The organism is Rheinheimera pacifica (genome assembly GCF_024809855.1).
GTDB classification, from domain to species: Bacteria; Pseudomonadota; Gammaproteobacteria; order Enterobacterales; family Alteromonadaceae; genus Alishewanella; species Alishewanella pacifica_A.
Window position 1 is genome coordinate 309,866 of record NZ_JANUEM010000003.1, and the last position, 26,861, is coordinate 336,726.

General features: G+C 52.6%; 20 protein-coding genes (1 of these 20 cut by a window edge). 14 read left to right on the forward strand and 6 right to left on the reverse strand.

From position 1 onward, the window contains the following. Positions 1-9,626, forward strand: the 3' end of a protein-coding gene (locus M2404_RS06585) for a non-ribosomal peptide synthase/polyketide synthase (RefSeq protein WP_259238936.1). It extends 20,467 nt beyond the left edge of the window; only the last 9,626 of its 30,093 coding nucleotides appear in the window; the start codon falls outside the window, past its left edge; its stop codon occupies positions 9,624-9,626. Between the two features lie 23 nt (positions 9,627-9,649). After that, positions 9,650-10,438: a thioesterase II family protein gene (locus M2404_RS06590; protein ID WP_259238937.1), complete on the forward strand. Its 789-nt coding sequence runs from the start codon at positions 9,650-9,652 to the stop codon at positions 10,436-10,438. Here M2404_RS06590 and M2404_RS06595 read toward each other — a convergent pair. Both M2404_RS06595 and M2404_RS06600 read right to left on the reverse strand, forming a co-directional pair. Beyond that, entirely contained in the window at positions 10,413-11,138 is a 726-nt protein-coding gene (locus M2404_RS06595; protein ID WP_259238938.1) for a 4'-phosphopantetheinyl transferase family protein, read from the reverse strand. The two genes, M2404_RS06590 and M2404_RS06595, sit on opposite strands and share 26 nt — an antisense overlap. Further along, positions 11,135-11,869, reverse strand: coding sequence for a hypothetical protein (locus M2404_RS06600; protein ID WP_259238939.1), 735 nt, complete (start codon positions 11,867-11,869; stop codon positions 11,135-11,137). Before M2404_RS06600 ends, M2404_RS06595 begins: the two co-directional genes overlap by 4 nt. 164 nt (positions 11,870-12,033) lie before the next feature. Between M2404_RS06600 and M2404_RS06605 the strand changes: the two genes are divergently transcribed. Together M2404_RS06605 and M2404_RS06610 are read left to right on the forward strand one after the other, a co-directional pair. Then, the gene (locus M2404_RS06605; protein ID WP_259238940.1) at positions 12,034-12,954 is read left to right on the forward strand and encodes a 2-hydroxyacid dehydrogenase; all 921 of its coding nucleotides are present in this window, start codon (positions 12,034-12,036) and stop codon (positions 12,952-12,954) included. Between the two features lies 1 nt (position 12,955). Further along, positions 12,956-13,537, forward strand: coding sequence for a GNAT family N-acetyltransferase (locus M2404_RS06610; RefSeq protein WP_259238941.1), 582 nt, complete (start codon positions 12,956-12,958; stop codon positions 13,535-13,537). Positions 13,538-13,828: 291 nt separating this feature from the next. Here M2404_RS06610 and smrA read toward each other — a convergent pair whose 3' ends face one another. Next, a complete protein-coding gene (smrA, locus tag M2404_RS06615) occupies positions 13,829-14,419 on the reverse strand; it encodes a DNA endonuclease SmrA (RefSeq protein WP_259238942.1) in 591 nt (196 codons plus the stop codon). Between the two features lie 69 nt (positions 14,420-14,488). Beyond that, positions 14,489-14,773 carry a hypothetical protein gene (locus M2404_RS06620; protein ID WP_259238943.1) on the reverse strand — a complete coding sequence of 95 codons (285 nt, stop codon included), beginning with the start codon at positions 14,771-14,773 and terminating at the stop codon, positions 14,489-14,491. A 185-nt stretch (positions 14,774-14,958) separates the two neighbouring features. On the opposite strand from M2404_RS06620, the gene M2404_RS06625 reads away from it, so the two are divergent. Further along, positions 14,959-15,363, forward strand: a complete 405-nt coding sequence (locus M2404_RS06625) for a hypothetical protein (protein ID WP_259238944.1) — start codon at positions 14,959-14,961, stop codon at positions 15,361-15,363. Between the two features lies 1 nt (position 15,364). Here M2404_RS06625 and M2404_RS06630 read toward each other — a convergent pair whose 3' ends face one another. Beyond that, the gene (locus M2404_RS06630) at positions 15,365-16,696 is read right to left on the reverse strand and encodes a M28 family peptidase (RefSeq protein WP_259238945.1); all 1,332 of its coding nucleotides are present in this window, start codon (positions 16,694-16,696) and stop codon (positions 15,365-15,367) included. Between the two features lie 220 nt (positions 16,697-16,916). Between M2404_RS06630 and M2404_RS06635 the strand changes: the two genes are divergently transcribed. Further along, positions 16,917-17,210 (forward strand): ArsR/SmtB family transcription factor, encoded by a 294-nt coding sequence (locus tag M2404_RS06635; protein ID WP_068228627.1) that lies wholly within the window; start codon positions 16,917-16,919, stop codon positions 17,208-17,210. A 60-nt stretch (positions 17,211-17,270) separates the two neighbouring features. Here M2404_RS06635 and rpsT read toward each other — a convergent pair whose 3' ends face one another. Continuing rightward, positions 17,271-17,540, reverse strand: coding sequence for a 30S ribosomal protein S20 (gene rpsT / locus M2404_RS06640; RefSeq protein ID WP_068228633.1), 270 nt, complete (start codon positions 17,538-17,540; stop codon positions 17,271-17,273). A gap of 175 nt (positions 17,541-17,715) precedes the next feature. Here rpsT and murJ point away from each other — a divergent pair, with 175 nt between their 5' ends. From murJ to M2404_RS06680, 8 genes are all read left to right on the forward strand, one after another. Next, positions 17,716-19,290, forward strand: coding sequence for a murein biosynthesis integral membrane protein MurJ (gene murJ / locus M2404_RS06645; protein WP_259238946.1), 1,575 nt, complete (start codon positions 17,716-17,718; stop codon positions 19,288-19,290). A gap of 50 nt (positions 19,291-19,340) precedes the next feature. Continuing rightward, complete coding sequence (gene ribF, locus M2404_RS06650) at positions 19,341-20,315, forward strand: bifunctional riboflavin kinase/FAD synthetase (RefSeq protein WP_259238947.1); 975 nt, start codon at positions 19,341-19,343, stop codon at positions 20,313-20,315. Further along, a complete protein-coding gene (ileS, locus tag M2404_RS06655; protein WP_259238948.1) occupies positions 20,312-23,140 on the forward strand; it encodes an isoleucine--tRNA ligase in 2,829 nt (942 codons plus the stop codon). Before ribF ends, ileS begins: the two co-directional genes overlap by 4 nt. Beyond that, on the forward strand, positions 23,140-23,628 hold the full coding sequence (gene lspA, locus M2404_RS06660) for a signal peptidase II (RefSeq protein WP_259238949.1): 489 nt from the start codon (positions 23,140-23,142) through the stop codon (positions 23,626-23,628). Before ileS ends, lspA begins: the two co-directional genes overlap by 1 nt. After that, complete coding sequence (fkpB, locus tag M2404_RS06665) at positions 23,625-24,062, forward strand: FKBP-type peptidyl-prolyl cis-trans isomerase (protein ID WP_259238950.1); 438 nt, start codon at positions 23,625-23,627, stop codon at positions 24,060-24,062. The genes lspA and fkpB overlap by 4 nt, the downstream gene beginning before the upstream one ends. A 3-nt stretch (positions 24,063-24,065) precedes the next feature. After that, a complete protein-coding gene (gene ispH / locus M2404_RS06670; protein WP_259238951.1) occupies positions 24,066-24,995 on the forward strand; it encodes a 4-hydroxy-3-methylbut-2-enyl diphosphate reductase in 930 nt (309 codons plus the stop codon). 90 nt (positions 24,996-25,085) lie between these two features. Then, positions 25,086-26,117, forward strand: coding sequence for a sensor histidine kinase (locus tag M2404_RS06675; RefSeq protein ID WP_259238952.1), 1,032 nt, complete (start codon positions 25,086-25,088; stop codon positions 26,115-26,117). Continuing rightward, positions 26,114-26,818: a LytR/AlgR family response regulator transcription factor gene (locus M2404_RS06680; RefSeq protein ID WP_259238953.1), complete on the forward strand. Its 705-nt coding sequence runs from the start codon at positions 26,114-26,116 to the stop codon at positions 26,816-26,818. The genes M2404_RS06675 and M2404_RS06680 overlap by 4 nt, the downstream gene beginning before the upstream one ends. Positions 26,819-26,861 lie beyond the last annotated feature (43 nt).

The window sequence follows — 26,861 nt, forward strand, 5'->3', positions numbered from 1 at the left end:
CAACCAGGCTGGTTAATGCGGTATTTGCTGAATTTGGTACAGAGCTGAGTGTTAAAACCATCTTTGAAGCCAATACCGTTGCTTTGCTTGCCGGTGTAATTGAACGGACACAACCGGCGCGGCAGCAGCCGGTACTGCGTGCGCTGCAGCATCCGGATAATAAAGCAGTATTGTCTTATGCCCAGCAGCGGATGTGGTTTATGCATCAACTGGACGGCGACAGCGGTAACTACAATATCCCGATGGTGTACCAACTGCGCGGTGAACTGGATTACACCTGTCTGCAACAGGTATTCAGCCGTATTTTTGCCCGTCATGCCACGTTAAGAACCCGCTTTATCGAGCAGGACGGTGTGCCGCTGCAGTGGGTAAGACCACAGGCCGATTTTGTATTAAACATAACCGATTTAACCGGTTTGCCTGAGGCTCAGCGGCAACAACAACAGCAGCAACTGGCTCTGGCCGAAGCGAATGCAGCGTTTGATTTGCAGCAGGATCTGATGCTGCGTGTGAAACTGCTTAAAATTGCTGAGGCGGAACATCTGTTATTGCTAACCGTGCACCATATTGTAGCCGATGGCTGGTCTATGGGACTGCTGGCAGAAGAGTTTGTCCGCCTGTATGACGCTTTCAGCCAGGGCCAGAGTGACCCGTTACCGCCACTACCGGTGCAGTATACTGATTTTGCTGTCTGGCAGCGTGAATGGCTGGCCGGTGATCTGCTGCAGCAACAAGTGGATTTCTGGCGTCAGACACTGGCTGGAGCACCAGCGGTACACAACCTGCCGCTGGATAATGCCCGCCCGGCTACCCAAACCTATAACGGTGCCTGGCTGGATACCAGCCTGGATCAGGCTACTCTGGCCGGGTTAAAACAGCTGGCACAGCAGCATGACGTTACATTGTTTATGCTGTTACAAACTGCGTTTGCCGTGCTGGTCAACCGTTTCAGTAATGAAACCGACATTGTGATGAGTAGCCCGGTTGCCAACCGGCGGCGCGACGAACTGAACCATCTGGTCGGCTTCTTTGTTAATACTCTGGTACTGCGTAACGATTTTTCTGCTGATCCTGCTTTCAGTACTGCGCTGGCACAGGCGCGTCAGGCACATCTGGATGCACAGAGTAACCAGGATGTGCCGTTTGAACTGTTGGTAGAGCAACTTAACCCGCAGCGTAGCCTGAGCTACAGCCCGTTATTCCAGCTGATGTTTGTGCTGCACAATAACCAGCAGGTTGAAGCCGATTCCAGCCAACTGGATATCACAGCGCAACGTAGCCGGGCGGCACTGGCCAAGTTTGATCTGACACTGATAGCGATGGAGACCGACACCGGGCTGCAGCTTAACTGGGAATACAATACCGATCTGTTTGCAGCGCAGAGTATCAGCCGTTTTAACCGCTGTTTTATTCATCTGCTACATAGCATTATTCAGGATCCGGCTGTAACGGTATCCAGACTGCCATTGTCAGGTGAGGTGTTATTGGCAGAAGTACCTCCGGCGGTGCCCGTCGGGATCAGCAGTATCAGCCAGTGTATTGCACAGCAGGCAGCGCTTACGCCGACCGCAACAGCATTGGTTGCCGGTACGCAATGCTACAGCTACCTTGAGCTGGAGCAGCGGACCAATCAACTGGCACGCTGGTTACGTCAGCAAGGCGTTACAGCAGGTGAGCATGTTGGCGTGATGCTACCGCGGCAGGCCGAAGTTGTGCTGGCATTTGTCGCATTGTTAAAACTCTGTGCCGTGTATACGCCGCTGGATGCCAAATCACCGCTGGATCGCTTACAGCAGATTAGCGGCAATGCCGGTATCAGGCGGATACTGACCACTGCTGAGTTGCAGCAACCTCTGTCAGACGGGGTACAGCAACTTATATGCAGCACTGCGCAGTTGCAGACACTGGATAACAGCGCGCTGACGGATGTCAGCCATAGTGCAGATCACCCGGCATATTTAATTCATACCTCCGGTTCTACCGGTATACCTAAAGGTGTGCTGGTGCCGCACCGCACTATACTGGCGTTGCTGGCGCACCAGCAACAAGGTGCTGCACGCTTATCTGCGGCCATGCCAACACTGATGTTCTCGTCATTGCAGTTTGATGTGTCGGTACAGGAAATGGCGACGGCGCTGACTACCGGCAGCATGCTGGTAATGGCAGATGAAGATTCGCGGCTGGATATGCCCCGCTTGATCAACCTGTTACAGCAACAACGGATTGGCCGGATCTTTATGCCGTATGCCGTGTTGCAGGTATTGGCGCATGCGCTGCTTGGCAGCAATACCCAGCTTGCTGATTTGCAGGTACTGGTTACGGCTGGTGAGCAATTACGTATCACGCCAGAGATCCGTCAGTTATTCCGGTTACATCCGCAGGCATTGCTGGTTAACCATTATGGCCCTTCCGAAACCCATGTCACAACTGAACATGTTCTCAGCGCCCCGGCGGCAGACTGGCCGTTGCTGCCACCGATTGGTGCAGCGATAGCCGGTACCCGGATCTGTGTGCTGGATCAGCACCGGCAACCGGTGCCGGAAGGTGTTGTCGGCGAACTGTATCTGGGAGGCGATTGCCTGGCCATCGGCTATGCCGGTGCCAGTGAATTGACAGCAGAACGCTTTGTACAGCTGCAGCTGAATGGCCGCACGGATCGCTGGTATCGTACCGGTGATCTGGTGCGGCTGAATCATCAGGGCCAGTATGATTATCTGGGCCGGGCTGATCAGCAGCTGAAGATCCGGGGTTTCCGCGTTGAACCGGGTGAAATAGAGCATAGTATTCTCAGTTATCCCGGGATCAGTGATGCTACGGTACTGCTGCAAAGCTCGGCGCAGGGCGAACAGCTGGTGGCATATTTTGTCAGTACCGCTACAGAGGCGGTAGACACCAGTTTGTTGCAACAGCATCTGGCCGGTAAATTACCGGACTATATGTGGCCAAAAGGCTGGATGCAGTTGCCGGCAATACCGTTAACCGGCAACGGCAAAGTAAACAAAGCTGCTTTGCCGCCAATCGTATGGCAGGCTGAAACCGAAGGTGAGCAGGTACAAACCGAAACCGAAATTCAGCTGGCGCAGTTATGGCAGCCGTTGCTGCCCGGAACTACCGTACTGCGGCACAGCGATTTCTTTGCACTGGGAGGGCATTCCTTGCTGGCGATGCGGCTGGTGACGGCGGTACGTACCCGCTTTGCGGTGGATTTCAGTATCCGCCAGGTGTTCGAGGCCCCGGTCCTCAGTGCGATGGCCCGGCTGATTGAGCAGGGTGAGCATGTCAGCAGCAGCGCACTGGCCCCGACCACCGCGGTAGGCGATAAGGTGGCGCTGTCCTTCTCGCAGCAGCGGTTGTGGTTTATCGACCAACTGGAGCAGGGCAGTGCCAACTACAACGTACCGGCCCGCTACCAGTTTGACGGCGAACTGGACATTACTGCCCTGGAGCAGGCCCTGCAGTTACTGGTGGAGCGTCACCATACGCTGCGGACCGTGTTCCGGGATGACGGTGACGGCCCTTACCAGCAGGTGCTCAGTAATGTAGTGTTCAGCCTGGCACAACTGGATCTGTCGGCGCTGGAAGAACAGGAGCAACAATATACACTGGATCAGTGGTTGGCCGAGGATACGGCGATGCCGTTTACGCTGTCCGCCGGGCTGATGTTGCGCGGCTGTGTGATCCGGCTGCAACCGCAGCGGCATATTCTGTCGCTGTGCCTGCACCATATTGCCTGTGATGGCTGGTCATTTGCCATTATGGAGCGCGAGCTGGCCCAGAGCTATAACGCCCTGCGTGCAGGACAGGCCGTACAACTGACGCCGCTGAGCGTACAGTACACCGACTTTGCCCGCTGGCAGAGCCGGCAACTGCAGGGCGAAGCCCTGGCACGCCTGACCGGTTACTGGCATAAGCAGTTGCACGGCCTGCCGCAGGTGCATAACCTGCCGCTGGATAAACCGCGCCCTGCAGTACAGCGCTTCCGTGGCAGCCGTGTCAATCTGGTGCTGGACAAGGCGGAGCTGGACGGGGTGAACCAACTGGCACGGCAGCAGCAGTCCTCGCAGTTTATGCTGCTGCATACCGCCTTTGCGCTGGTGCTGAGCCGTTACAGCAACGAAACGGACATCGTCATCGGTACGCCGGTGGCGGGACGCACGGTTAAAGACGTCGAGCCGCTGATCGGTTTCTTCGTCAATACACTGGTGCTGCGTCATCAGCTGGACTGGCAGCGCAGCTTCAGCGAGCAGTTAGTCCACAGCCGCGAGATGGTGCTGAACGCCTTTGACCACCAGGAGTTACCGTTTGAACTGCTGGTAGAGCAGTTACAGCCTGAGCGCAGTTTAAGCTACAGCCCGGTGTTCCAGGTGCTGTTCACCTTGCAGAACAATGAGCAGGCCGATGTCGACTTCAGCGGCCTGAGTGTCAGCGGTGTCGCCCAAAGCCGTGACAGCGCCAAGTTTGATCTGAAGCTGTCGGCGGTGGAGTTTGACGACCAGCTGCACCTGAGTTTTGAATATAACACCGACCTGTTCCAGCGTCAGAGCATTGAACGGCTGGCCGGCAGTTACCGGCAGTTGCTGGCCCAGCTGGTGGCGCAGCCACAGTTGCCGCTGGCGGGGTATGACCTGCTGACGGCGCAGGACCGCAGCCTGCTCAGCCGCTGGAATGCAACCCGGCGCGAGTTCGGGTCGGTGCTGGTGAACCAGTTGCTGAGCGAGGCGATGGCGGCCGTGCCGGCGCATCTTGCCGTGCATAGCCGCGAAGGCCAGCTGAGCTACCGGCAGCTGAACCAGCGGGTGGACCAACTGGCGGCACTGTTGCTGCAACGCGGTGTGACCGCCAACGCTGTGGTGGCGATTTGCCTGGATAAATCGCTGGATCTGGTGGTGTCGATGCTGGCCGTGTTACGGGCCGGTGCGGCATACCTGCCGGTGGATACGGCGTATCCGGATGAACGGCTGCACTATGTGCTGGCAGATTCAAGCGCGGTGCTGGTGCTGGGCCATCAGGCGCTGGCGTCGCGGTTGCCGGAGGGATTGGCGCTGGTGGCGCTGGATACGGCAGCGGTGCAGGCCGAGCTTAGGGTACAGGCGGCGCTGGTCTGGCCGCAGGTGAGCCCGGCGCAACTGGCGTATGTGATTTACACCTCCGGCTCAACCGGTCAGCCCAAAGGCGTGGCGATAACCCATGCCAACCTGACCAACTACCTGCAACATGCGCGGGGACATTATTATGATGCCACGCTGGCCGGTGCCATCCTGCTGAGCTCATTCAGCTTCGACGGCACCATCCCCAACCTGTACCTGCCGCTGCTCAGTGGCGGCTGCCTGTATATTGCCGATGAAGACAACCTGTACCGCAGTGCGGCGCAGCGTCTGTCGGGGGCAGAGCGGTTGTATATCAAAGTGACGCCGACGCAGATGCAGGCCTTGCTGGCTGAGCTGGAAGGCCCTGTCAGTACAGCTCACAGCCTGATGCTGGGCGGGGAAGAGTTTAAGACCAGCCTGCACCAGCAGATGCGCGAGCTGATGCCGGCGGCGAGTATCTTTAACCACTATGGCCCGACGGAGACCACCATCGGTTGCAGCGTTAACCCGCTGACACATGCGCCGCAGGGCAGCAGTATTGCCATTGGCCGGCCGGTAAGCAACACCCGTTTCTACGTGCTGGACAGCACACAGCAGCTTAGCCCGGTGGGGGCCATCGGCGAGCTGTATGTTGCCGGTGCCGGGGTGGCAGCCGGGTATCTGAACCGGCCGGAGCAAACGGCAGAGCGCTTCAGCCGGGAGTGGGGCAATAAGGATGGCGACAGCCGGATGTACCGTACCGGTGATTTGGTGCGCTGGCTGTCAGACGGCACCCTGCTGTTCCTGGGCCGGGGAGACCATCAGGTTAAACTGCGCGGTTACCGGATAGAGCTGGGCGAGCTGGAAGCGGCACTGCTGCAACTGGATGGCGTGGAGCAGGCCGTGGCCGCGGTGAAGGAAGACCGGGCAGGCAGTCAGGTGCTGTTGGCCTATATCGTCCCGGCGGCGGGCTGTGGCGGGCGTACCGCACAGTTGCAACAACAACTGGCGGTGTTGCTGCCGCAATACCTGTTACCGCAACATATTATGGAAGTCGAGTGCTTCACGTTGTCGGTCAGCGGCAAGGTAGACCGCAAAGCGCTGCCGTTGCCGCAGTTTGACAGCGTGCAGGCATATGACGCACCGCAGACGCCGATGGAGCAGGCGCTGGAGCAGATCTGGTGTCAGGTGCTGAAGCTGGAGCGGGCGTCGCGGCAGGCGCAGTTCTTTGCACTGGGCGGTCACTCGTTGCTGGCCATGCGGCTGATTGCGGCTATCCGGCAGCAACTGGCGCTGGAATTGCCGGTGCGGCTGGTGTTTGAAGCGCCGGTGCTCAAAGACATGGCTGAGCGGCTGATGCAGGCGCAGGGCAGTACGCTGGGCAGCATTGTTCCGGCGGATGACTACCGGCAGTTGCAACCGGTGTCTTATGCGCAGCAGCGTATTCTGTTTGTCAGCCATCTGGAGAATGCGCCGGCGTTGTACAACATGCCGTACTGCTATGAACTGACCGGTCAGCTTAACCTGACGCTGCTGCGCGAAGCGGCGCGGCAGGTGATAGAGCGGCACCACAGCCTGCGGACCTGCTTTGTTGATACCGAGCAGGGCCATATGCAGCAACTGATGAGCAGTGACGGCTTTAGTCTTGAGGTCACGGACCTGCGTCAGTTCCGTGGCGAGGCGCAGCATGAGGCGGCCAACGGCTGGCTGAAACAGGCCAGCCAGTACCGCTTTAACCTGCAGCAGGATGTGCTGTGCCGGTTATATGTAGCGCAGCTGGCAGACGATAAGCAGTTGTTGCTGGTGCTGATGCACCATATTGCCAGTGACGGCTGGTCAACAGGACTGTGGCTGCGGGAGCTGATTAACGGCTACCGGCGGTTATACCAGGGCAAGGTGCTGGCTGAGGCACCGCTGGCCATTCAGTACAGCGACTATGCACGCTGGCAGCGGCAGCAACTGGCGGAGCAGGTGTTTGAACGTCAGCTGGGTTACTGGCAGCAGCAATTGGCCGGTGCGCCGCAGCTGCATAACCTGCCGACGGATAAAGTACGTCCGGCGGTGCAGAGCCTGCGTGGCCACTTTATTGGCAGCGAGGTATCGCTTGAGGTATTGCAGCGGTTGCAGCAGTTAAGCCAGCAGCACAGTGCGACCTTGTTTATGACGTTGCAGAGTGCCTTCGCGGCCCTGCTGGGCAGCTGGAGTAACGAGCAGGACATCGTGATGGGGACGGTGGTAGCGAACCGGACGCAGCAGCAGACGGAGGCCCTGATAGGCTTCTTCGTGAACACGCTGGTGCTGCGTACCGACTTAAGCAATGACCCGACCTTCAGTGAATTGCTAAAGCGTAACCGGGTGATGCACCTGGCGGCGCAGAGTAATCAGGACGTGCCGTTCGAGCTGGTGGTCGAGGCGTTGAAGCCTGAGCGCAGCCTGGCGTATAACCCGTTGTTCCAGGTGCTGTTTGTGTTGCAGAACAACGAGCAGGTGGCGCTGGAGCTGCCGGAGCTGGATATTACGCCATATCAGCGGGACAGCCAGAGCAGCGTGAAGTTCGACCTGTCGCTGACGGCGATAAGTGATAGCGACGGGCTGTACTTCAGCTGGGGGTATTGCACAGACCTGTTCAGCGAGCACAGTATCCGTACGGTGGCGGAGGCCTTTATGCGGTTGCTGGAGCAGATAGCGGCGCAGCCGGAGCGGGCGCTGAGCGGTTATGCCATCCGTGCTGCAGAGCAGGCGGTGGTGTTAGCAGACGCGCCGGCCGAGCGGCTGGAGCAGGGCGTTGCTTACTGGGCGGCACAGACGCCGCAGCAGGAAGCGCTGGTGTGTGGGGCTGAGCGGTTAAGCTTCCGTGAGCTGGATGCGCGGGCCTCGCGGCTGGCGGGGTATCTGGCCGGTCAGGGGGTGAAGCGGCGGGATAAAGTGGCGGTGGTGGCTGAGCGCTCGGTGGAGCTGATTAGTGCGCTGCTGGCGGTGCTGAAGCTGGGTGCGGTGTATGTGCCGGTGGCGGCCAGTTACCCGGCGGCGCGGATAAGCTATATCCTGCAGGATGCGGGGGTGAGCCATGTGTTGTGTCAGCATCATGCGCAGTTGGAGGGGGTGAGTTGCCCGGCGGCCAGTACGGCGCTGACGGGACTGAGTCTGGATGAAGGCTATGGTCGTGACTTAGCAGACAGTGCGGTGACGGCGGATGAGCTGGCGTACCTGATTTATACCTCGGGTACGACGGGACGGCCCAAAGGGGTGGCGGTGAGTCATCGGGCGGTGATGCGGTTGTTGCGGCATAACCAGGACATGTTTGGTTTTAGGGCGGGCAGTCGCAGTCTGCAGTTGTTGTCGATGGCGTTTGATGGTGCGGTGTTTGAGATCTGGGGGCCGCTGGTGAACGGCGGTACGCTGGTGCTGTATCCGGACAGCTTTATTGATGCGGGGCAGTTGGCGGGGTTGATCCGGCAGGAACAGATCAGTACTGCACTGATGACACCGGTATTATTTGAGCAATGGGTGAAACAGGAAGAAAGCTCAGAGCAAGTCACAGTACAAGAAAGTATAACTAATAGTCCGCTGCGTCATTTACTGGTAGGCGGTGATGTATTCCCGAACCATGCTGCTGCGACACTGTACCGGCATAACAGTCAGGTACAACTGGTAAACGCCTATGGCCCGACAGAGAACAGCGTGGTGACGACGTGCTATGCGATCCCGCGGGGGTTTGATGTCAGCCGGCGTCAGCCGATAGGGCAGGCGGTGTGGGGCACGGTGCTGACGGTGCGTAACCGAGCGGGAACGGTGCTGCCGGCAGGCTTTATCGGAGAGCTGTGCATAGGCGGTTGCGGGCTGGCCGAGGGTTACCATAATAATGCCGAGGCGGATAAGGCCTTTGTGCAGGATGCAGACAGCGGCGAGCGCTATTACCGCAGCGGTGATGTGGTGCGGCTGGGCGATGACGGGCAGTACTATTTTTACGGCCGGCTGGATGAGCAGGTCAAACTGCGTGGCTTTAGGATAGAGCTGGCGGAAATCGGCCGGGTGCTGATGTCGGCACCGGGTGTGGAAGATGCAGTGGTGCTGGTGGTGGGTGAGACGCAGGCCGAGCAGCAACTGGTGGCGTATCTGGTGGCGGCTGAAGGCGCAGTGATGACGGAGGTTTTTGCAGCGGCAGCGGCGCAGTTGCCGGCGTATATGGTGCCGGGGCGTTATGCGGTGTTATCAGCGTTGCCGCTGACGCCGAATGGCAAGCTGGACAAGAAGGCGCTGGTGGGTCTGGCGACAGAGGCGGTGGAGTCAGGCGAGTATGTTGCGCCGGTGACAGAGACGGAGCAGCAGCTGGCCCGGTTATGGGCGGAGGTGCTGCAACTGGAGCAGGTGAGTGCGAACAGCAGCTTCTTTGCGCTGGGCGGCCATTCGTTGCTGGCCATGCGGTTGATCTCTGAGCTAAACAGCAGTCTGGGGCTGGAACTTGGTGTCAGAGCCTTGTTTGAGCATAGCAATGTGCAGCAACTGGCTGCTTATATTGATGAGCAAACTGCAGTAGTGGTGGAAAGCGGCTGGTTATAGCCGCTTTGCTGATGGAGTAAAATATGTATAACAATAACTGGTTTATCGTGCCTAAACCTAAGCCGGCAGCAAAGCTGAGATTATTCTGTTTTCCTTATGCCGGTGGCCAGGCTGCGATTTATTTTCCGCTGGCCAGGCTGTTGTCTGATCAGATCGAACTGGTTGCCGTGCAACTGCCGGGCAGGGGGAACCGTATGTTTGAACCTGCGCTGACGTCTGCGGCAGAAATTGCGCAGGTGGTAGTGCCGGAAATTCTGGCTCAGGCCGATAAGCCTGTTGCTCTGCTGGGATACAGTAACGGTTGTCTGCAGGCATACGAAGCAGCCTGGCGGTTGCAGCAGGTAACAAAGGTGCAGCATGTGTTTATGGCTGCCCGTTCTGCTCCACAACTGGGGGTAAAACGTGAGCCGATACATTTGCTGGCAGATCAGGAGTTCAGGCGCGAGCTGGCTTTGCTTGGCGGTACCCCGCAGGAACTGCTGGCTTATGATGAACTGATGGAACTGATGTTACCTACGCTGCGGGCGGATTTTAAACTGGGCTATGACTATGAATGTCCGCCGGTTAAGCCACTGCCGATAGATATGACCAGCCTGGCTGGGCGTGCTGATAAAGACATTCCAGTTGAAAATGTGCAGGCGTGGCAGCAACTGTTTGCTGCAAGCTGCAGCCATCATTTACTTGATGGCGATCACTTCTTTATTAATACGCAATTAGCTGAAATGGCCCGTATTATTGAAACGACACTGCAGACCTGCTGGCAGACTGCGCCGGTAACAACGCTGACTAAGCCGGTAGCGCTATCAGGCTGATAACCTGTTGCCCGACATAGCTGTAATGACCATGAAATTCTGTGTCCGTACTTAATTGCGGGCCAAGTGGTGAGGTTAAACACAGGGTAAACTGCTGTGTTTCGGCTTTTATATTGGTAATAGCAGCATCCTCAAAGCCAAAAAAACGTTGTACCTGAGGATACAGAGCCTTATACAGGCTTTCTTTTGCTGAAAATGCAATGGTCAGCAGTTCAGTATAAGTCACAGCCGTTAACTGGCGCAGTAAGTGTTGCTCTGCCGGTTGTAAAATCAGTTGCTCAATGTCTGTGCCGGTTTTTGTGCTTAGTATCGTTTCGATATCTATACCGGTAGCCTGATACACCCCGGTTGGGCACAAACAGCAAATGGCCGTGCCATCGGAATGGCTGACTGAACCGGTATAACCTGGCGGCCATAGCGGTGCACCCGCAGGAGTGTTAAGCAGTGGCCAGGCCGGCTGGTTGTGTTCCTGCAGCAGCTGTTGAAACAAAACTCTGCCAGCCAGATACTCGCAACGCCGTTTCGGCACAGCCCGTAACAGACTGTCTGGCATTGTGATGCCATAGTGCTTAAATAACGTATCGTTATAACGACTGACGTCAAACTGGCAGCTGGCTATCAGCAGTTCCGGCCGGGTATTAAACCGGACGGGTATCAGCGTACCTATAGCATCCTGACAGCGTTGTTGCTCTGAGATCATTTGCCAGCGCAGGGGGGATGCTGGCGTAATATGGTTGAGGCTGCCTGCTTTAATTCTGCCTGGGTTTCCCGGCTGAGTTTGACTGCGCTGAGTTCCGGCAGTGCAGCAGGGTCCTGCTGGCTGATGGTGCCATACAGTACCAGTGCCGTAAGAAATGCGCCGTCAAAGGCAGCATGATTACCATCGCTGGCATGCAGCTTCAGCCTGGGGTTATGTTGTAATGCCTTCTCCCAGGCCAGCCCTATGGGGGCAACACAGGCCGGTTCCGCTTTGGCTATGCTCTGATGCAGCTGGTGTATACGCTGGCCTTCTTCCTTGTTGCCCCGTCTGGGCCATTCCGGAAACATGATGGCAACTGCGTTTTTGGCATTTATGCGCCTGATCCATTCTTCAGCCGCATCAGTAGGGTAGAAATAGCGGCCTGTTGTGCTGTATTTTTGCGCCTGCAGGATCACATGAGTCCAGTTACCGTCATTTAACAGTTTGGTACTGGCCTGATGTTGCAGCCGTTCATCCAGAAAATGGTATCCTGACGCCAGCCGGGTGTCGACTTTGGCACCGGGGATGCCGGACTGAAGTAATTTTGCCACCAATTGTGGCAGGTTATGGCTTGAAGAATGGCTGTTGCCCATAAAGAGCAAATTAAACTGGGCTGACATATTATCAGGCTGCTCCTGCGGTAATGCCTTAACAGTTTGCTGCGGCGTATCAGGCTCTGCGGCCTGTGACATGCCCGCTGTGCTGGTAAGGTAAAGCAGTATTGTCAACAACGGTACAGACAAAAAGATATTTTTTGGCATTTTGTATGATGATGTTTTTATAAGGTGAGGCAAATGTTAACTTCATTGCGGCCCAGCTACAAGCAGAAAACCGGAATTAAAACCTAAGGTATAGTATGACAATAGCCCTCGTTATCCCCGATCGTAAACTTGACGATTTACAACAACGCTTAATGCAGGCTTTGCCTGATACTGAAATTGAAATCTGGCCGCAGATCAGTAACCCGGCAGCTATTGAATTTGCTGTGGTATGGAAGCAACCGCATGGCAGCCTGGCCAGCCTGCCAGCTTTAAAAGCAGTACAGTGTTTTGGTGCCGGGGTTGATGCCATACTGGCTGATCCCACTTTGCCTGCTTTGCCTATCGCCCGTATTGTTGACGCAACGCTAACAGATACCATGGTGCGCTATCTTGATGGTGTGGTCAGTTACTACCGTCTGCGCTTAGATATATTCAGCGCGCAGCAGCGACAAAAGCAGTGGAAGCCGAAAAGCCCAAGAAAGATTGCGCATATTGCTGTGCTTGGCTTGGGGGAGTTGGGCAGCGCTGCTGCCACGCATTTTGTCAGCCTGGGGTATAGCGTGACTGGCTGGGCCAGAACAGCAAAGCAGCTTGAGCATATCAGTTGTTTTCATGCTGCAGAAGGCCTTGCTAAAGCTGTAGCTGATGCTGATATTGTGATTTGCTTACTGCCGCTAACACCGGCAACGCAGCAGATGCTCTCCGAGAGTTTTTTCAGCAGCTTAAAAACCGGCGCCATTTTTATTAATGTGGCCCGTGGCGATATTGTTGATGAAACCGCTTTACTGGCCGCGCTTGATAACGGCCGGTTGCAGGCTGCGTGCCTGGATGTATTTTGTCAGGAACCGTTACCGGCAGAGCATGCACTGTGGAGCCATCCGGCTGTGCTTATTACACCGCATGTTTCAGCGGTAACAGATGTTAGCGCTGTGGTTACACAAATTGCTGATAACTACCGGCGTAGCCAGCGCGGTGAAGCTTTGCTTAATCCGGTAGATATTGGCAGGGGATATTAAAATGCATACCACAGACATCACCACCTGGTTTTTGCAGTTTGATGCGGCCACACCATCGTCACCGCAATGGCCGGATGGTGTGCAGTTAGCAGAAGCTGAGGTTATCAGCCCTGAGTTAAGCCAGTTTATGTTTCGCACGGTTGGCGGCCCCTGGCGCTGGTTTAGCCGCTTAAGCTGGAACTATCAGCAGTGGCTGGATTATCTGACCCGGCAGCAGGTACGCACCTGGTTGCTATGGGTAAAAGGGACGCCGGCAGGTTATATTGAATTACTGAAACATTCTGATCAAAGTGTAGAGATCAAATTCTTTGGTTTATTGCCACAGTTTATCGGTCAGGGCCTGGGGTTAAAGCTGGTACAAGCTGCAGTGATGCAGGCGGCACAGTGGCAGGCCAGTAAAATATGGCTGCATACCTGCAGCGCAGATCATCCATCGGCGCTGAAAAATTACCAGCAGGCCGGTTTTGTTATCACCCATATTGAGCACAGCACAGAAGCTTTACCGCAACTAAATGACAGCCGTTTACTGGCAGCTGATTTTGTTTATTCAGCTCTGGCGCATCATATTGAAAATGCTGGTTAAATACACAGTTATTGTAACTTTGTTACAACTTAACTACACTCAGTGACGGTTTAAGGAAACTTAGGCCAAGTTGCTAATTAAAATAACAAAATGCGTAACTGAGGTTAGTTATGAGTAAAGCGTCCAGTCGGGGTTTTGGCTTTACCGCAATCGCCGTTGTGGTGTGTTTAATGGCGTTATCGGCATTTTTAACCAAAGCCGAAGCTGTCTGTTTATTGTGTGGCGGATAGCAGGAATCGAATACAGTCAAACGGATTGACTAAACCTAACCCCCGGCTTGCCGGGGGTTAGTTATTTTTGTGCACCGCGTTTGCTGTGTAACTCTCTGTTTTCACGCTTTTGTTCGGCATTTTTTTGCAGCAAAACATAGGTAGCTGAATAACCGCCATGCTGCTTTTGGGCGGTATTACAGGCAAGCACTGTTGGTATTTGCGGTAACCATTTAAATACGTAACTGCGTAATATCGCTGGGTGCGGTTTACTGTTACGCCCCATACCATGATGAATAAGCAAAGTGCGTACGCCACGCTTATGGCAATCTTCAATAAAGAAAAACAGCTCACGGCGGGCATTACTCAGGCTTTTACCAAGCAGGTTTAATGTGGCATCTAACTGATATTTACCCAGGCGTAAATTGCGGTATACGCCGTCTTGTACGCCATCTTTTTTATAGGTGAAAGGCTCGTCCGGCTTTACCAGATCAACATATTCCATGCTGAGATAGTTAGCATCGTACTCCATGTCCTGCTCTGCTGCTTTACGCCGGGCTTGTTGTGCCAGCGTAGGACTGAACTCACCGTTCTCCAGCAATACAGCGTCCTGAGATAATGGCGTTACACCAGACATCTCCTGCAGAAACAAGTCTGATTCATCGTTTTGCATAGCGGGTACTCCTGTCTGACCGGTCGGTAATTATAGCCCGCACTGCCGCCAGACAAAAGTAGTGTGTGGTTATTCGGCCTGAGTTGCCAGCGGAGTAGAGGCTGAATTTTGCTGTGCAGCTTTTTCGGTTTTACGGGCTTTGGCAAAGCGCAGCAGGTAGTAAGCATTAATTAATAATACTAATAAATTAGAGATAACACCCTGTGGAATGGCAATGTGGCTGTAGTAAACAAATAACAGGCTACAACCAATAAGTGTGGCTAGGCGTAGCCAGAACACATCTTTAATAAAAAATGCGCCAATACAAATTGTTAAGCCAACCCAGCTGATAATATCGAACATAATGTTTTCCATAACGTTTTCCTGCGTATCTGGCTGACTATAATTTGTGCGCATTATGCTGTTCGGTACAGTGTTACTCAACTGAGGAATTTTGCTGTATTCAGATTAGTTTAATTAATGGTTGTAATGGCATTGTCATACATAAAGCAAAACTTGTTCTACACTTAATTTTAGCTGAACAAGGAGGAGGTTCACTGATGTTGCCTGCAAAATTATATGAAACGATACCTTATGCTTATATTGTTGTTGGCAGTGCAATTTTACTGGGGATAAACTCCTGGCTGGCCGTTGTTTCCGGCGTGCTTATTGTGTTTGCCGGTGCGGTTATTTGGGTGTTGCGTTCAGATAATCGTCGTTCAGATATTAAAGATGCCAGAAATAAGTATGGCGGGGTATTACCGTTCTGGTTTTACGAGATGCTACCTTTTAACTACGGCATAGTGGCGATGCTGCTGTTTACCGGTAGTGACAATGTGTATTTTTACCCTTCGGCAATGATCATGCTGGTAGTAGGTATACAGTTATGGCTGTTGCGTAGCAGTTATCGTAAACATCAGCGGCCGGTGCCGGTTAAAGCCCGGCCGCTGCGAGTGCGTGGTTAGCTTACTGCCTTAGATCAATGCGGCTGTTTGCTATTGCTTTAGTGGTAATTAACCAGGCTTCCAGGTTTTGTTGCATTGCGGCCGGATCAACTTTATCCAGCGTATCGTTTGGCGTGTGGTGGTAGTCGAAATAATCAGTGCCGTCTTGCTGCAAACTGGCAACCGGTACGCCCTGCGCTTTTAAAATAGATACATCCGGGCCACCAGAGGCTGTGTTATCACCCATTTCTATACCTAGCGGTGCCAGTTTTTGCTGCAATGTTTTACCAAAGGCCAGTGCCTTTTCACCGAAGCCGGTATCCAGCCGCCAGATCCGGCCTGCACCGAAGTCAGATTCTGAAGCAAATACGTGTTTATTCAGGCTGGCAGCGTGTTTGGCAGCATAAGCACGGGCACCTACTAAACCACCTTCTTCATTGCCAAACAGTACCACCCGTACCGTACGCTCTGGCCTGCCTTGTTTTTTCAGTAAAGCACCGGTTGCCATAACAATGCCTACTCCGGCGCCATCGTCCAGTGCACCGGTTCCTTCATCCCAGGAATCAATGTGGGCGCTTATTAGTACAATTTCATCCGGGTATTTGCTGCCGGTGATCTCGGCAATAACATTGTGGCTTATTACTTCGCCGGGTAATTTGTTCTGCATTTGTAAGTGCAGTGTCAGCTCTGGCTGGCGGCTTAGCATTTTAGCCAGTTGCATGGCGTCAGGCACCGAAACCGCTGCGGCGGGGATCCGGGTTACCTCATCGCTGTAACGCATAATGCCGGTATGGGCAAAACGGTTAATACTGGTGCCTACCGAGCGGATAATAATAGCTTTGGCACCTAATTTTGCTGCTTCTACCGCACCCTGGGCGCGCGCGCCAACCACTGAGCCATAAAAGGTACCCAATTTGTCTTTACCCATACTTCTATTAATAAAAACGATTTTATCTTTTACCAGTGTGGCATCGGCTTGTTTTAGCTGCTCCAGGCTGTCAAACATTACAACCTGAGCATTAATGCCATCAAACGGTGTAGCGACAGAACCACCCAAAGCGGTAACCACCAGATTTTGATGAAAAGGCGCACTGACACTCAGGCTGGCATTGCCCCGCTCCCAGTACTGCATGCTAAATGGCTCGGTCCAGACTTTATCATAACCCAGCTGTTTAAATTTCTGCTCGGCCCAGGCTACAGCTCTGGCATCGGCTTCGCTACCGGCCAGACGCTGGCCTACTTCTACCGTAATCGATTCTGTCAGCTGATAAGCCAGAGTATTGTCCAGTGTAAGTTCCTGAGCTGAAAGTTGCAGGCTAAGTGCGGTTGCCAGCGTGGTTAACCATAATTTCATCGTTGCTTGTTCCTTTTGTTATTGTAGTGCGCTGACTGTAGCACTTTTTCTTTTCGCACCGAAGCCATGCTCGGTAAAAACAAGCCTTTGCCAGATCAGCAGAGGGGTTGCCACTGAGATAAAGCAGAAAGTGTTATTCTTTGTTAAATAAGAATGATTATATTGTCGCTCTATAAGGAAGGCGGTAATATCGGGCCGTCCGGACATACAGGTACACGAAATGAATTTACAGGATATGCTGAAAAATTCTGCTAAAGCAGTAAAGCTGTTAAAAGCAGTATCCAATGAGCGGCGTTTGTTGATCCTCTGCCATTTACTGGAAGGGGAGTTGTCGGTAGGGGAAATGAATCAAAAACTGGAGCTGAGCCAGTCCGCATTGTCGCAGCATCTGGCGTTGTTACGCCGGCATAAGCTGGTAAAAACCCGCAAAGAAGCCCAAACGGTGTTTTATAGCCTGAACAGCAAAGAAGCTGAAGCGCTGATTGCGTTACTGCATAAGCTATATTGCTCTTAATAGCCGGATAGCAAAAACAAAAAAGCCGGCTGATGCCGGCTTTTTTGTTGGAACTGTGTCTTAAGCAACGCTTAATGCTTTAACATGGGCATTTAAACGAGCTTTATGACGTGCTGCTTTGTTCTTGTGGATCAGACCTTTAGCGGCCATACGATCCAGAACAGGCACCATTTTCTTGAATGCTTCAGTTGAAGCAGTTACGTCAGCAGTTAATACCGCCGCGTAGGTTTTCTTTATGAAAGTACGCATCATAGAACGTTGTGAAGCATTTTGCTGACGACGTTTTTCTGATTGAATTGCGCGCTTCTTAGCAGACTTAATGTTAGCCAAGGTAACACTCCTAAAAAACTAAACCGGACCCATCAAAGGCCGCATAATATGCCTATTTAATGGCCCGTTGTCAAATGCTTTAACGGTAAAGACGCAGATTTTAATCCGGTGGCCTACTGGTAATCTGCGTTAATAAAGGGGCAAAATAGCAGCTTGCCAGAAGAAGGAAGTTTAAGTGTCTGCAAAGTTATTAAAATCAGGCCTCATCGTTAGCTTTATGACGTTAATTTCGCGTGTACTGGGGCTGGTACGCGATGTAGTAGTAGCCAACTTTATTGGTGCCGGTGCCGCTGCCGACGTATTCTTTTTTGCTAACCGTATTCCTAATTTCCTGCGCCGCTTATTTGCTGAAGGCGCTTTTTCACAAGCCTTTGTACCGGTGCTGGCCGAAGTAAAAGCCAAACATGGCGATGATGCAGTGCGCGAATTACTGGCCAAAGTAGCTGGCAGCCTGGGTGTTGTTGTTACTCTGGTAACCTTATTTGGTGTGATTGCCTCGCCTCTGGTAGCGATGCTGTTTGGTATGGGCTGGTTTGTTGAATGGCTAAACGATGGCCCGGACGCGCATAAATTTGAGCTGGCCAGCCTGATGCTAAAAATTACTTTTCCTTATTTGTGGTTTATCAGTCTGGTGGCGTTATCGGGTGCTGTGCTTAACACCTATAACCGTTTTGCTGTGGCGGCCTTTACGCCGGTGTTTTTAAATATCGCTATGATTGCCTGCGCGGTTTATATGGCACCCACTATGGAAGAGCCTGCGCTGGCGTTGGCATGGGGCGTATTTATCGGCGGTGTAGTACAGTTGCTGTTTCAACTGCCGTTTTTAGCCAAAGCCGGTGTGCTGGTATGGCCAAAGTGGGGCTGGCGCGATGAAAACGTCACTAAAATCCGCAAACTTATGCTGCCAGCACTGTTTGGTGTGTCGGTAAGCCAGATAAATTTACTGCTTGATACCGTCATTGCCTCTTTCTTACTTACCGGTGCGGTTAGCTGGCTGTATTACTCTGACCGCTTAATAGAGTTTCCGCTGGGATTATTTGGTATTGCCATCGCAACGGTAATTCTGCCAAATTTATCCCGCCATCATGCCACTGCCAATACTGAGCGTTTTAGCCATACGCTGGACTGGTCTCTGCGTTTTGTTGCCCTGTTTGGTATACCGGCCATGGCAGGTTTAATGGTGCTGTCGCAGCCTATTATCGCTTTGCTGTTTATGCGTGGTGAATTTACCCAGAACGATGTGCTGATGGTGTCGTACAGCTTAATTGCTTACAGCACCGGCTTATTAAGCTATATGCTGATAAAAGTATTGGCACCGGGCTTTTATGCGCGCCAGGACATTAAAACACCGGTACGTATTGGCATTATTGCCATGGTAGCCAATATGGTGTTTAACCTGATGCTGGCACCTTTTTTAAGCTATGTCGGTCTGGCGCTGGCTACGGCGATGTCAGCCAGTTTAAATGCGTTTTTACTGTACCGTGGTTTAAAACTGGCCGGGGTATACCAATTAAGTAAAGCCAGCCTGGTATTTTTGCTGAAGCTGGTTATTGCCAGCTGTCTGATGGCGGCGTTGCTGTATTGGCAAACACCAACACTGGCACAGTGGGTGCAGCTTAGTTTTACTGCACAGGTGTGGCGTTTAAGTGCATTGTGTCTGCTGGCCGTTGCCGGGTATTTTCTGTTATTGGGGCTGCTTGGTGTGCGTTTGCGGCATTTTAAAGCCAATTCTGTTGCTGAAAGCAAATGATTAAGTGGCTATAATGCGCGGTTTATAATCAGTACTCAGAAACGGCAGGCATGGAGTTAATTCGCGGCTTACACAATATTCAGCCCCGGCATCGTGGTTGTGTGCTTACCATAGGTAATTTTGATGGTGTGCATTTGGGGCATCAGGCCGTGCTGCATAAAGTAGTGGCTATTGCCAGACAAATGCAATTGCCATCTTGCGTAATGCTGTTTGAACCGCAGCCGCTGGAGGTGTTCGCCGGTGCTGCGGCACCCGCACGTTTAACGCGGTTTCGGGAAAAATACACAGCATTGGCACAGTTGGGTATAGACCGGTTGTTATGTGTTAATTTTACGCCTGCATTTGCTGCTCAGGCTCCTGAGCAGTTTATTCAGCAGTTGTTATTAAAACAGCTTGGTGTAGCACATTTAATTGTTGGTGATGATTTCCGTTTTGGCAGTAAGCGTAGCGGTAATTTTGAATTATTGGCTTCGGCGGCTGAGCAGTATCAATTTAGCTTGTACAGTACCTCAAGCTTAGTGTTAGGCCAGCAGCGGATCAGCAGCACCTTGATCCGCCAGGCATTGGCAGATGACAATTTAACGCTGGCGGCAGAAATGCTGGGCCGGCCTTTTGCTTTAACCGGGCGTGTGCGCCATGGCCGCAAATTAGGCCGTGATTTGGGCTTTCCTACTGCCAATGTATTTTTATACCGGCGTAAGCTGCCGGTAGCTGGCGTGTACGCTATTACGGCGAACACGGTATTTGGCCGCTATTATGGCGTGGCTAATATTGGCAACCGGCCAACTGTACAAGGCCAGCGGCAACAGCTTGAAGCACATTTGTTTGATTTTAAAGGCGATTTATATGGCAGCCAAATAGAGGTGTTACTGCAGCATAAGTTGCGTAACGAACAACGCTTCGACGGTTTAGCCGCATTACAACAACAAATTGCTGCTGATGTGATAGCAGCAAAAGCATTTTTTCAGCATGACGCTTTAACATCAGCGCATGCCACTACTGATAAGACGGAACCCAACGGATGAGCGACTACAAGCATACCCTGAATTTGCCGGAAACGGCTTTTGCGATGCGCGCCAATCTGGCGCAGCGCGAGCCGCAAATGCTGGCAAAATGGACCGAGGCCGATTTGTACGGCAAAATCCGTGCAGCCAAAAAAGGTAAAAAAACCTTTATTCTGCACGACGGCCCACCCTACGCTAACGGCAATATTCATATCGGGCATGCGGTTAATAAAATTCTGAAAGATATTATTGTTAAAGCGAAAACGCTGGACGATTTTGACGCACCCTATGTTCCGGGCTGGGACTGTCACGGCTTACCGATTGAGCTGGTAGTCGAGAAAAAATACGGCAAGCCGGGTACCAAGCTGACACCGGCAGAATTCAGGCAGAAGTGCCGTGAATACGCTGCCACGCAAATTGATGCACAGCGCACTGACTTTATTCGTTTAGGTGTGCTGGGCGACTGGCAAAACCCGTACCGTACTATGGATTATGGCTTTGAAGCCAATATCATCCGCTCGCTGGGCAGAATTATTGCTAACGGCCATTTGCAGCAGGGCTTTAAGCCGGTGCACTGGTGTACCGACTGTGGCTCAGCGCTGGCTGAAGCAGAAGTGGAATATCAGGATAAAGTATCACCGGCAATTGACGTACGTTTTGCGGTGCTGGACGATGCTACGGTAGATTTGTTTGATCATCCCGAAGGTAAACGCGGCAGCGGTAAAGTGTCGGTCGTGATCTGGACCACCACACCCTGGACAATCCCGGCCAACCGGGCGGTAGCATTAAATGCCAAACTGGATTACAGCCTGGTGCAGGTAGAGCAGGGGCCACTGGGCGCTGAGCGCTTAATTATGGCTACCGATCTGGTAAAAGACGTGATGGCGCGCGCTGGTATTGAACACTACCACGCATTGGGTTTTGCCAAGGGCGCAGCACTGGAATTAGTGCAATTGCAACACCCGTTATATGACTTTAGCGTACCGCTGATTATGGGTGAGCACGTTACCACTGAATCTGGTACCGGTTGTGTGCATACGGCGCCTGGCCATGGTCAGGAAGACTTTGTGGTGGGCAAGCAATATAACCTTGAAGTGGCTAACCCGGTAGGCGCCAACGGCGTTTACCTGCCTGATACACCGCTGTTTGCCGGTCAGCATGTATTTAAAGCCAACGACAGTGTAGTAGAAGCGTTAAAAGATGCCGGTGCACTGCTGGTGCATAAGGCTTACAAGCACAGCTATCCGCACTGCTGGCGGCATAAAACACCGATAATTTTCCGCGCCACACCGCAGTGGTTTATCAGCATGGAACAGCAGGGGCTGCGTGCTACGTCGCTTGAGCAAATTGAACAAACCCGCTGGATCCCAGATTGGGGCCAGCAGCGGATTGAAAAAATGGTGGAAGGCCGGCCAGACTGGTGTATTTCACGTCAGCGCACCTGGGGTGTGCCTATTGCACTGTTTGTTGATAAAGACACCGGCGCATTGCACCCCAATACTCAGGCATTAATGGAGCAGGTAGCCAAGCTGGTTGAGCAAGACGGCATTCAGGCCTGGTTTGATTTAACCGCTGAAACCCTGCTGGGTGACGATGCAAAACAATACGTTAAGGTAACTGATACTCTGGATGTTTGGTTTGACTCCGGTGTAACCCACGCCTGCGTGGTTGAGGCACGTCCGGAATTTGGCGGCGCTGATCAGGCTGATTTATATCTCGAAGGTTCCGATCAGCACCGTGGCTGGTTTATGTCGTCGCTGATGACCGGTGTTAGCATCAAACACAAAGCGCCGTACAAACAAGTGTTGACGCATGGCTTTACCGTAGACGGTGATGGCCGCAAGATGTCTAAATCTTTAGGCAATGTGGTATCACCACAGGATGTAATGAACAAGTTAGGCGCGGATATTCTGCGCTTATGGGTTGCCACTACCGATTACACTTCAGAAATGACAGTGTCGGATGAAATATTAAACCGCGCAGCGGATAAATATCGCCGCATCCGCAATACCGCGCGTTTTTTACTGGCTAACTTAAACGGCTTTAACCCGGCCACCGATTTAGTGCCGTTCAATAAGATGGTTGAACTGGATCTGTGGGTAGTAAACCGTGCCGCTAAATTGCAGCAGGAAATTATCGACGCGTACGATAACTACCAGTTCCATCAGGTAAGCCAGAAGCTGATGAATTTCTGCACCGTTGAACTGGGTAGTTTTTATCTGGATGTTATTAAAGACCGCCAGTACACCGCTCATACCAATGGCGTAGCACGGCGCTCGTGTCAGACTGCGTTGTATCATATTGCACAGGCTATGGTGCGCTGGATGGCACCGGTAATGAGCTTTACCGCGCAGGAGATCTGGCAGGAGTTGCCAGGCCAGCAGGCAGAGTTTGTGTTTACTGATGTCTGGTATACCGGTTTTAGCGGCGTTACCGGTGGTAAGTTTGACGATGCCTTCTGGCAGCAATTGCTGCAGGTGCGTGATGAAGTTAACAAAGTGCTGGAAGCGGCGCGGCGCGAAGATAAAATCGGTGCATCACTGCAAGCTGAAGTTACCTTATATGCTTCAGCAGCGCTGGCCGCCGATTTAGCCAAACTGGGTGACGAGCTGCGCTTTGTACTGATCACCTCTACAGCTCAGGTCAGTACCGCTAATGCCCCGGCAGATGCGGTGCAAACTGAACTAGCTGGTTTAACTGTGCAGGTAGCGGCTTCAACGGCAGCTAAATGTGGCCGTTGCTGGCATCACCGCCATGATGTGGGGGCTAATGCGGCACATGCCGATTTATGCCTGCGTTGCGTGAGTAACGTAGAAGGTGAAGGTGAACAACGGGCGTTTGCATAATGGCATTATTTAAAGATACCGGCTGGCGCCTGTGGTGGTTAATGCTGTTGGTGCTGTTAGCTGATCAGGTTAGCAAACAGGTAGTGATAGCCAATATGCAGTTGTTCGATTCTATTGAACTGCTGCCGTTTTTTAACTTCACCTATGTGCGTAATTACGGCGCTGCGTTTTCGTTTTTAAGCGATGCAGGCGGTTGGCAGCGCTGGTTTTTTACCATTATTGCTGTGGTAATAAGCTGTGTGCTGGCGGTGTGGCTGGCGCGCAACAGCAGGGCACAGTTAAAGCTAAACCTGGCGCTGAGTTTAGTGCTGGCCGGTGCTATAGGTAACTTAATTGATCGCAGTATCTATGGCTACGTAATAGACTTTTTTCATCTGTACTATCAAAACTGGCACTACCCGGCGTTTAATATTGCCGACTCGGCTATCTGTATTGGTGCAGCCTTACTTATTTGGGACAGCTTTAGTAATAACGAGGTGAAAGAGTGACAAACGCAGTAATAGGTGCCAACAGCAGCGTTATTTTTCACTTTGATATTAAGTTATCAGATGGCAGCGCGGCAGAAAGTACCCGGGTGCACAACAAACCGGCCAAACTAGAAATGGGCGATGGCAGTATTTCGCCAGCGTTTGAAGCAGAGCTAAACGGCCTGAAAGCCGGTGATAAAAAAACCTTTACGCTGGCGCCGGAGGATGCCTACGGCATGCCGAACCCGGATAATATTTACTATGTTGACCGCAGTAAGTTTTCTGCCGATGCACCGGCTAAGGCCGGTATGATCATTGGCTTTACCATGCCGGATGGCTCTGAAATGCCCGGCCTGGTACGTGAAGTGGTAGGTGAGTCCGTTACGATAGATTTTAACCACCCGCTGGCCGGGCAGACGCTGACCTTCAGCGTTGAAATAGTACAGGTAAGCTGAGTTATGGATATTCTATTAGCCAATCCGCGCGGTTTTTGCGCCGGAGTAGACCGTGCCATCAGTATTGTTGAGCGCGCGCTGGAGCTGTACGAGCCGCCGATTTATGTGCGCCACGAAGTGGTACACAATAAATTTGTGGTAGACGGCCTGCGCCGTCGCGGTGCGGTGTTTGTTGACGAACTGAACGAGGTGCCGGATGGCAATATCGTTATTTTCAGTGCGCATGGAGTGTCACAAGCTGTGCGGGAAAACGCCAGACAGCGCGGTTTAAAAGTATTTGATGCCACCTGTCCGCTGGTAACCAAAGTACATATGGAAGTGACCCGTGCCAGTCGTAAAGGCATAGAGTGTATTCTGATTGGCCACGCCGGCCACCCGGAAGTAGAAGGCACCATGGGCCAGTATGATAACGCTGAAGGTGGCATTTATCTGGTGGAATCGGTTGATGATGTAGCGGCGCTTAAGGTGAAAAAACCGGCACAACTGTGTTTTAGCAGCCAGACCACGTTATCGGTGGATGATACCGCAGATGTAATAGACGCACTGCGTGAGCGTTTCCCCGAGATTGAAGGCCCACGCAAAGACGATATCTGCTACGCCACGCAAAACCGGCAGGATGCGGTGCGCGATTTAGCCGGCAAAGCCGATTTATTGCTGGTGGTCGGGGCGAAAAACAGCAGTAACTCCAACCGTTTACGCGAACTGGCCGATAAAATGGGCTGCACGGCTTATTTAATTGATACCGCCAATGATATTCAGCAAAACTGGCTTGACGGTGTAAAAGCGGTGGGCGTAACTGCCGGTGCGTCGGCGCCTGAAGTGCTGGTGCAACAGGTAGTTAAACAGTTGCAGCAGTGGGGTGGTAAGACGGTAAGTGAAAACCCCGGCCGTGAAGAAAATGTGGTATTTGCTATCCCGGCAGAGCTGCGTTAATAGCGGGCTGACGTGTAGCGCGCTCAGCCATATTTGTTTGCCCGTGTTGTTATAGTATGCTGCTTGATAGTTAAACAGTCAGGCAAACGTATGCAAATAAACCGGGCTTTACCCGCGCTGGAATTTCCCTATCTGTGCCATGGCCGTTTTGTCTTGCGGTTGCTGGTTATGGCGCAGGCTGTGTCGGTGGTGTTGGCATTTGCCCCCGGCGTAACAGCAGATCCCTGGCTCAGGCTGGGCCTCATCAGTGTATTTGTGCATTGGGTGGCGTTACTTACCACCATCTGTTTTTGTCAGTTACGCCGTCAGCTCAACCGCCTTAAACCTGCTGGTATGTTGATTAGCTGCATTATGCTGTTTGAGGTAATAACTATCTTTGTCAGTGTTATTGCCCATTCCTGGCTTACCAGCCAAAACCTGCCTATGTTGCAGAGTTTACCGGCATTTGTACTGGCAAATATGATGATTAGCCTGATTATTGCCGTTATCGCCATACAGTTTTTTATTATTCACACCGAGCGTAGCCAACAGGTCCGGGCGCAAAGCCGGGCTGAGTTAAGCGCTTTACAGGCCCGTATAGAACCACACTTTTTATTTAACAGCCTGAACACTGTAGCGGAGCTTACCCAGATTGACCCTAACGCTGCAGAGCAGGCGTTGCTCAATTTATCAGCGTTGTTCCGGGCTGCATTAAATGCCGGCCAAACCGTGTCTCTTGCTGAAGAATTAAGCTTGTCTGAGCAATATTTGTCGCTGGAGCAATGGCGTTTAGGCCAGCGCATGACAGTGCAGTGGGATGTACCTGAGCATATTCCGGAACTTAGCCTGCCAGCGCTCACTATTCAGCCGCTGCTGGAAAACGCAGTGCGCCACGGCGTGGAAAATTGTGCTGAACCAGCCAGGTTGCACCTGACACTGTTAGAAAGCCGCCAATCAGTCAGTATTGTCATTACTAATCCGCTGGGGCCACCGGCTGGCAAAAAAGCTGGTAATGGCATGGCACTGGACAATATTCGCCAGCGCTTGCAATTGCATTATGGCAGCGCTGCGCAATTACACAGTGCAACCAGCGAGGGGCGGTTCAGGGTAAAACTGGTATTGCCGAAGGATAGCAACCAATGAAAGTGCTTATTGTTGATGACGAGCCGCTGGCCCGCGCCAGATTGCAGCGTTTACTGGCACTGCAGACCGGGTATCAGTGTGTTGGCGAAGCCGGAACTGCCGCACAGGCAATGCAGCTTATTCATACCTTACAGCCTGACTTATTGCTGCTGGATATTGCTATGCCGGGGGCAGATGGTATGTCTTTGGCAACGGACGTTCTGACACTGGCAACACCCCCGGCGGTTATTTTTGTTACAGCTCACCCGCAACACGCGCTTGATGCATATCAGGCCAGTCCGGCAGACTATCTGTTAAAGCCGGTATCGCCTGAGCGGCTGGCGCAGGCACTGCAACGTTTGGGCACTCAAACGAGGGCTCATCTGGAGCGCAAAACCTCAGGGCCAAAGTTAAGTTACATACAGGCAGGGATCAGGCGCCAGGTAGAGCTTAAAGACGTGCTTTATTTTAATGCTGAAGATAAATATGTGCGGATGGTATTTAGCAAAGGAGAAGCCATAATTGAACAAAGTCTGGTGCAATTACAGCAACTCTATCCTGATCAGCTGTTGCGGATCCACCGTAGTACCATGATCAATAAAGCTTATTTTCAGCGTTTAATCAACGCTAACGGCAAGCATTGGGTGGTGCTGGCCGGGCGCAACGAAAAGCTGGAAGTCAGCCGGCGCGAAGTGGCGAATATCCGCAGTAATCTGTGTTGATTGTTAGCTTGCCGTTGGTCTGGCAATGTCACCGCCTGTCGTG

Excerpts from the sequence above, each read along its gene's own strand:
- ispH (WP_259238951.1), top strand. The coding sequence starts at position 24,066 with ATGGATATTCTATTAGCCAATCCGCGCGGTTTTTGCGCCGGAGTAGAC.
- M2404_RS06625 (WP_259238944.1), top strand. The coding sequence starts at position 14,959 with ATGTTGCCTGCAAAATTATATGAAACGATACCTTATGCTTATATTGTT.
- M2404_RS06595 (WP_259238938.1), bottom strand. The coding sequence starts at position 11,138 with ATGATCTCAGAGCAACAACGCTGTCAGGATGCTATAGGTACGCTGATA.
- M2404_RS06605 (WP_259238940.1), top strand. The coding sequence starts at position 12,034 with ATGACAATAGCCCTCGTTATCCCCGATCGTAAACTTGACGATTTACAA.
- M2404_RS06675 (WP_259238952.1), top strand. The coding sequence starts at position 25,086 with ATGCAAATAAACCGGGCTTTACCCGCGCTGGAATTTCCCTATCTGTGC.
- M2404_RS06635 (WP_068228627.1), top strand. The coding sequence starts at position 16,917 with ATGAATTTACAGGATATGCTGAAAAATTCTGCTAAAGCAGTAAAGCTG.
- M2404_RS06620 (WP_259238943.1), bottom strand. The coding sequence starts at position 14,773 with ATGGAAAACATTATGTTCGATATTATCAGCTGGGTTGGCTTAACAATT.
- M2404_RS06610 (WP_259238941.1), top strand. The coding sequence starts at position 12,956 with ATGCATACCACAGACATCACCACCTGGTTTTTGCAGTTTGATGCGGCC.
- M2404_RS06590 (WP_259238937.1), top strand. The coding sequence starts at position 9,650 with ATGTATAACAATAACTGGTTTATCGTGCCTAAACCTAAGCCGGCAGCA.
- ileS (WP_259238948.1), top strand. The coding sequence starts at position 20,312 with ATGAGCGACTACAAGCATACCCTGAATTTGCCGGAAACGGCTTTTGCG.
- ribF (WP_259238947.1), top strand. The coding sequence starts at position 19,341 with ATGGAGTTAATTCGCGGCTTACACAATATTCAGCCCCGGCATCGTGGT.
- M2404_RS06680 (WP_259238953.1), top strand. The coding sequence starts at position 26,114 with ATGAAAGTGCTTATTGTTGATGACGAGCCGCTGGCCCGCGCCAGATTG.
- smrA (WP_259238942.1), bottom strand. The coding sequence starts at position 14,419 with ATGCAAAACGATGAATCAGACTTGTTTCTGCAGGAGATGTCTGGTGTA.
- M2404_RS06630 (WP_259238945.1), bottom strand. The coding sequence starts at position 16,696 with ATGAAATTATGGTTAACCACGCTGGCAACCGCACTTAGCCTGCAACTT.
- lspA (WP_259238949.1), top strand. The coding sequence starts at position 23,140 with ATGGCATTATTTAAAGATACCGGCTGGCGCCTGTGGTGGTTAATGCTG.
- M2404_RS06600 (WP_259238939.1), bottom strand. The coding sequence starts at position 11,869 with ATGTCACAGGCCGCAGAGCCTGATACGCCGCAGCAAACTGTTAAGGCA.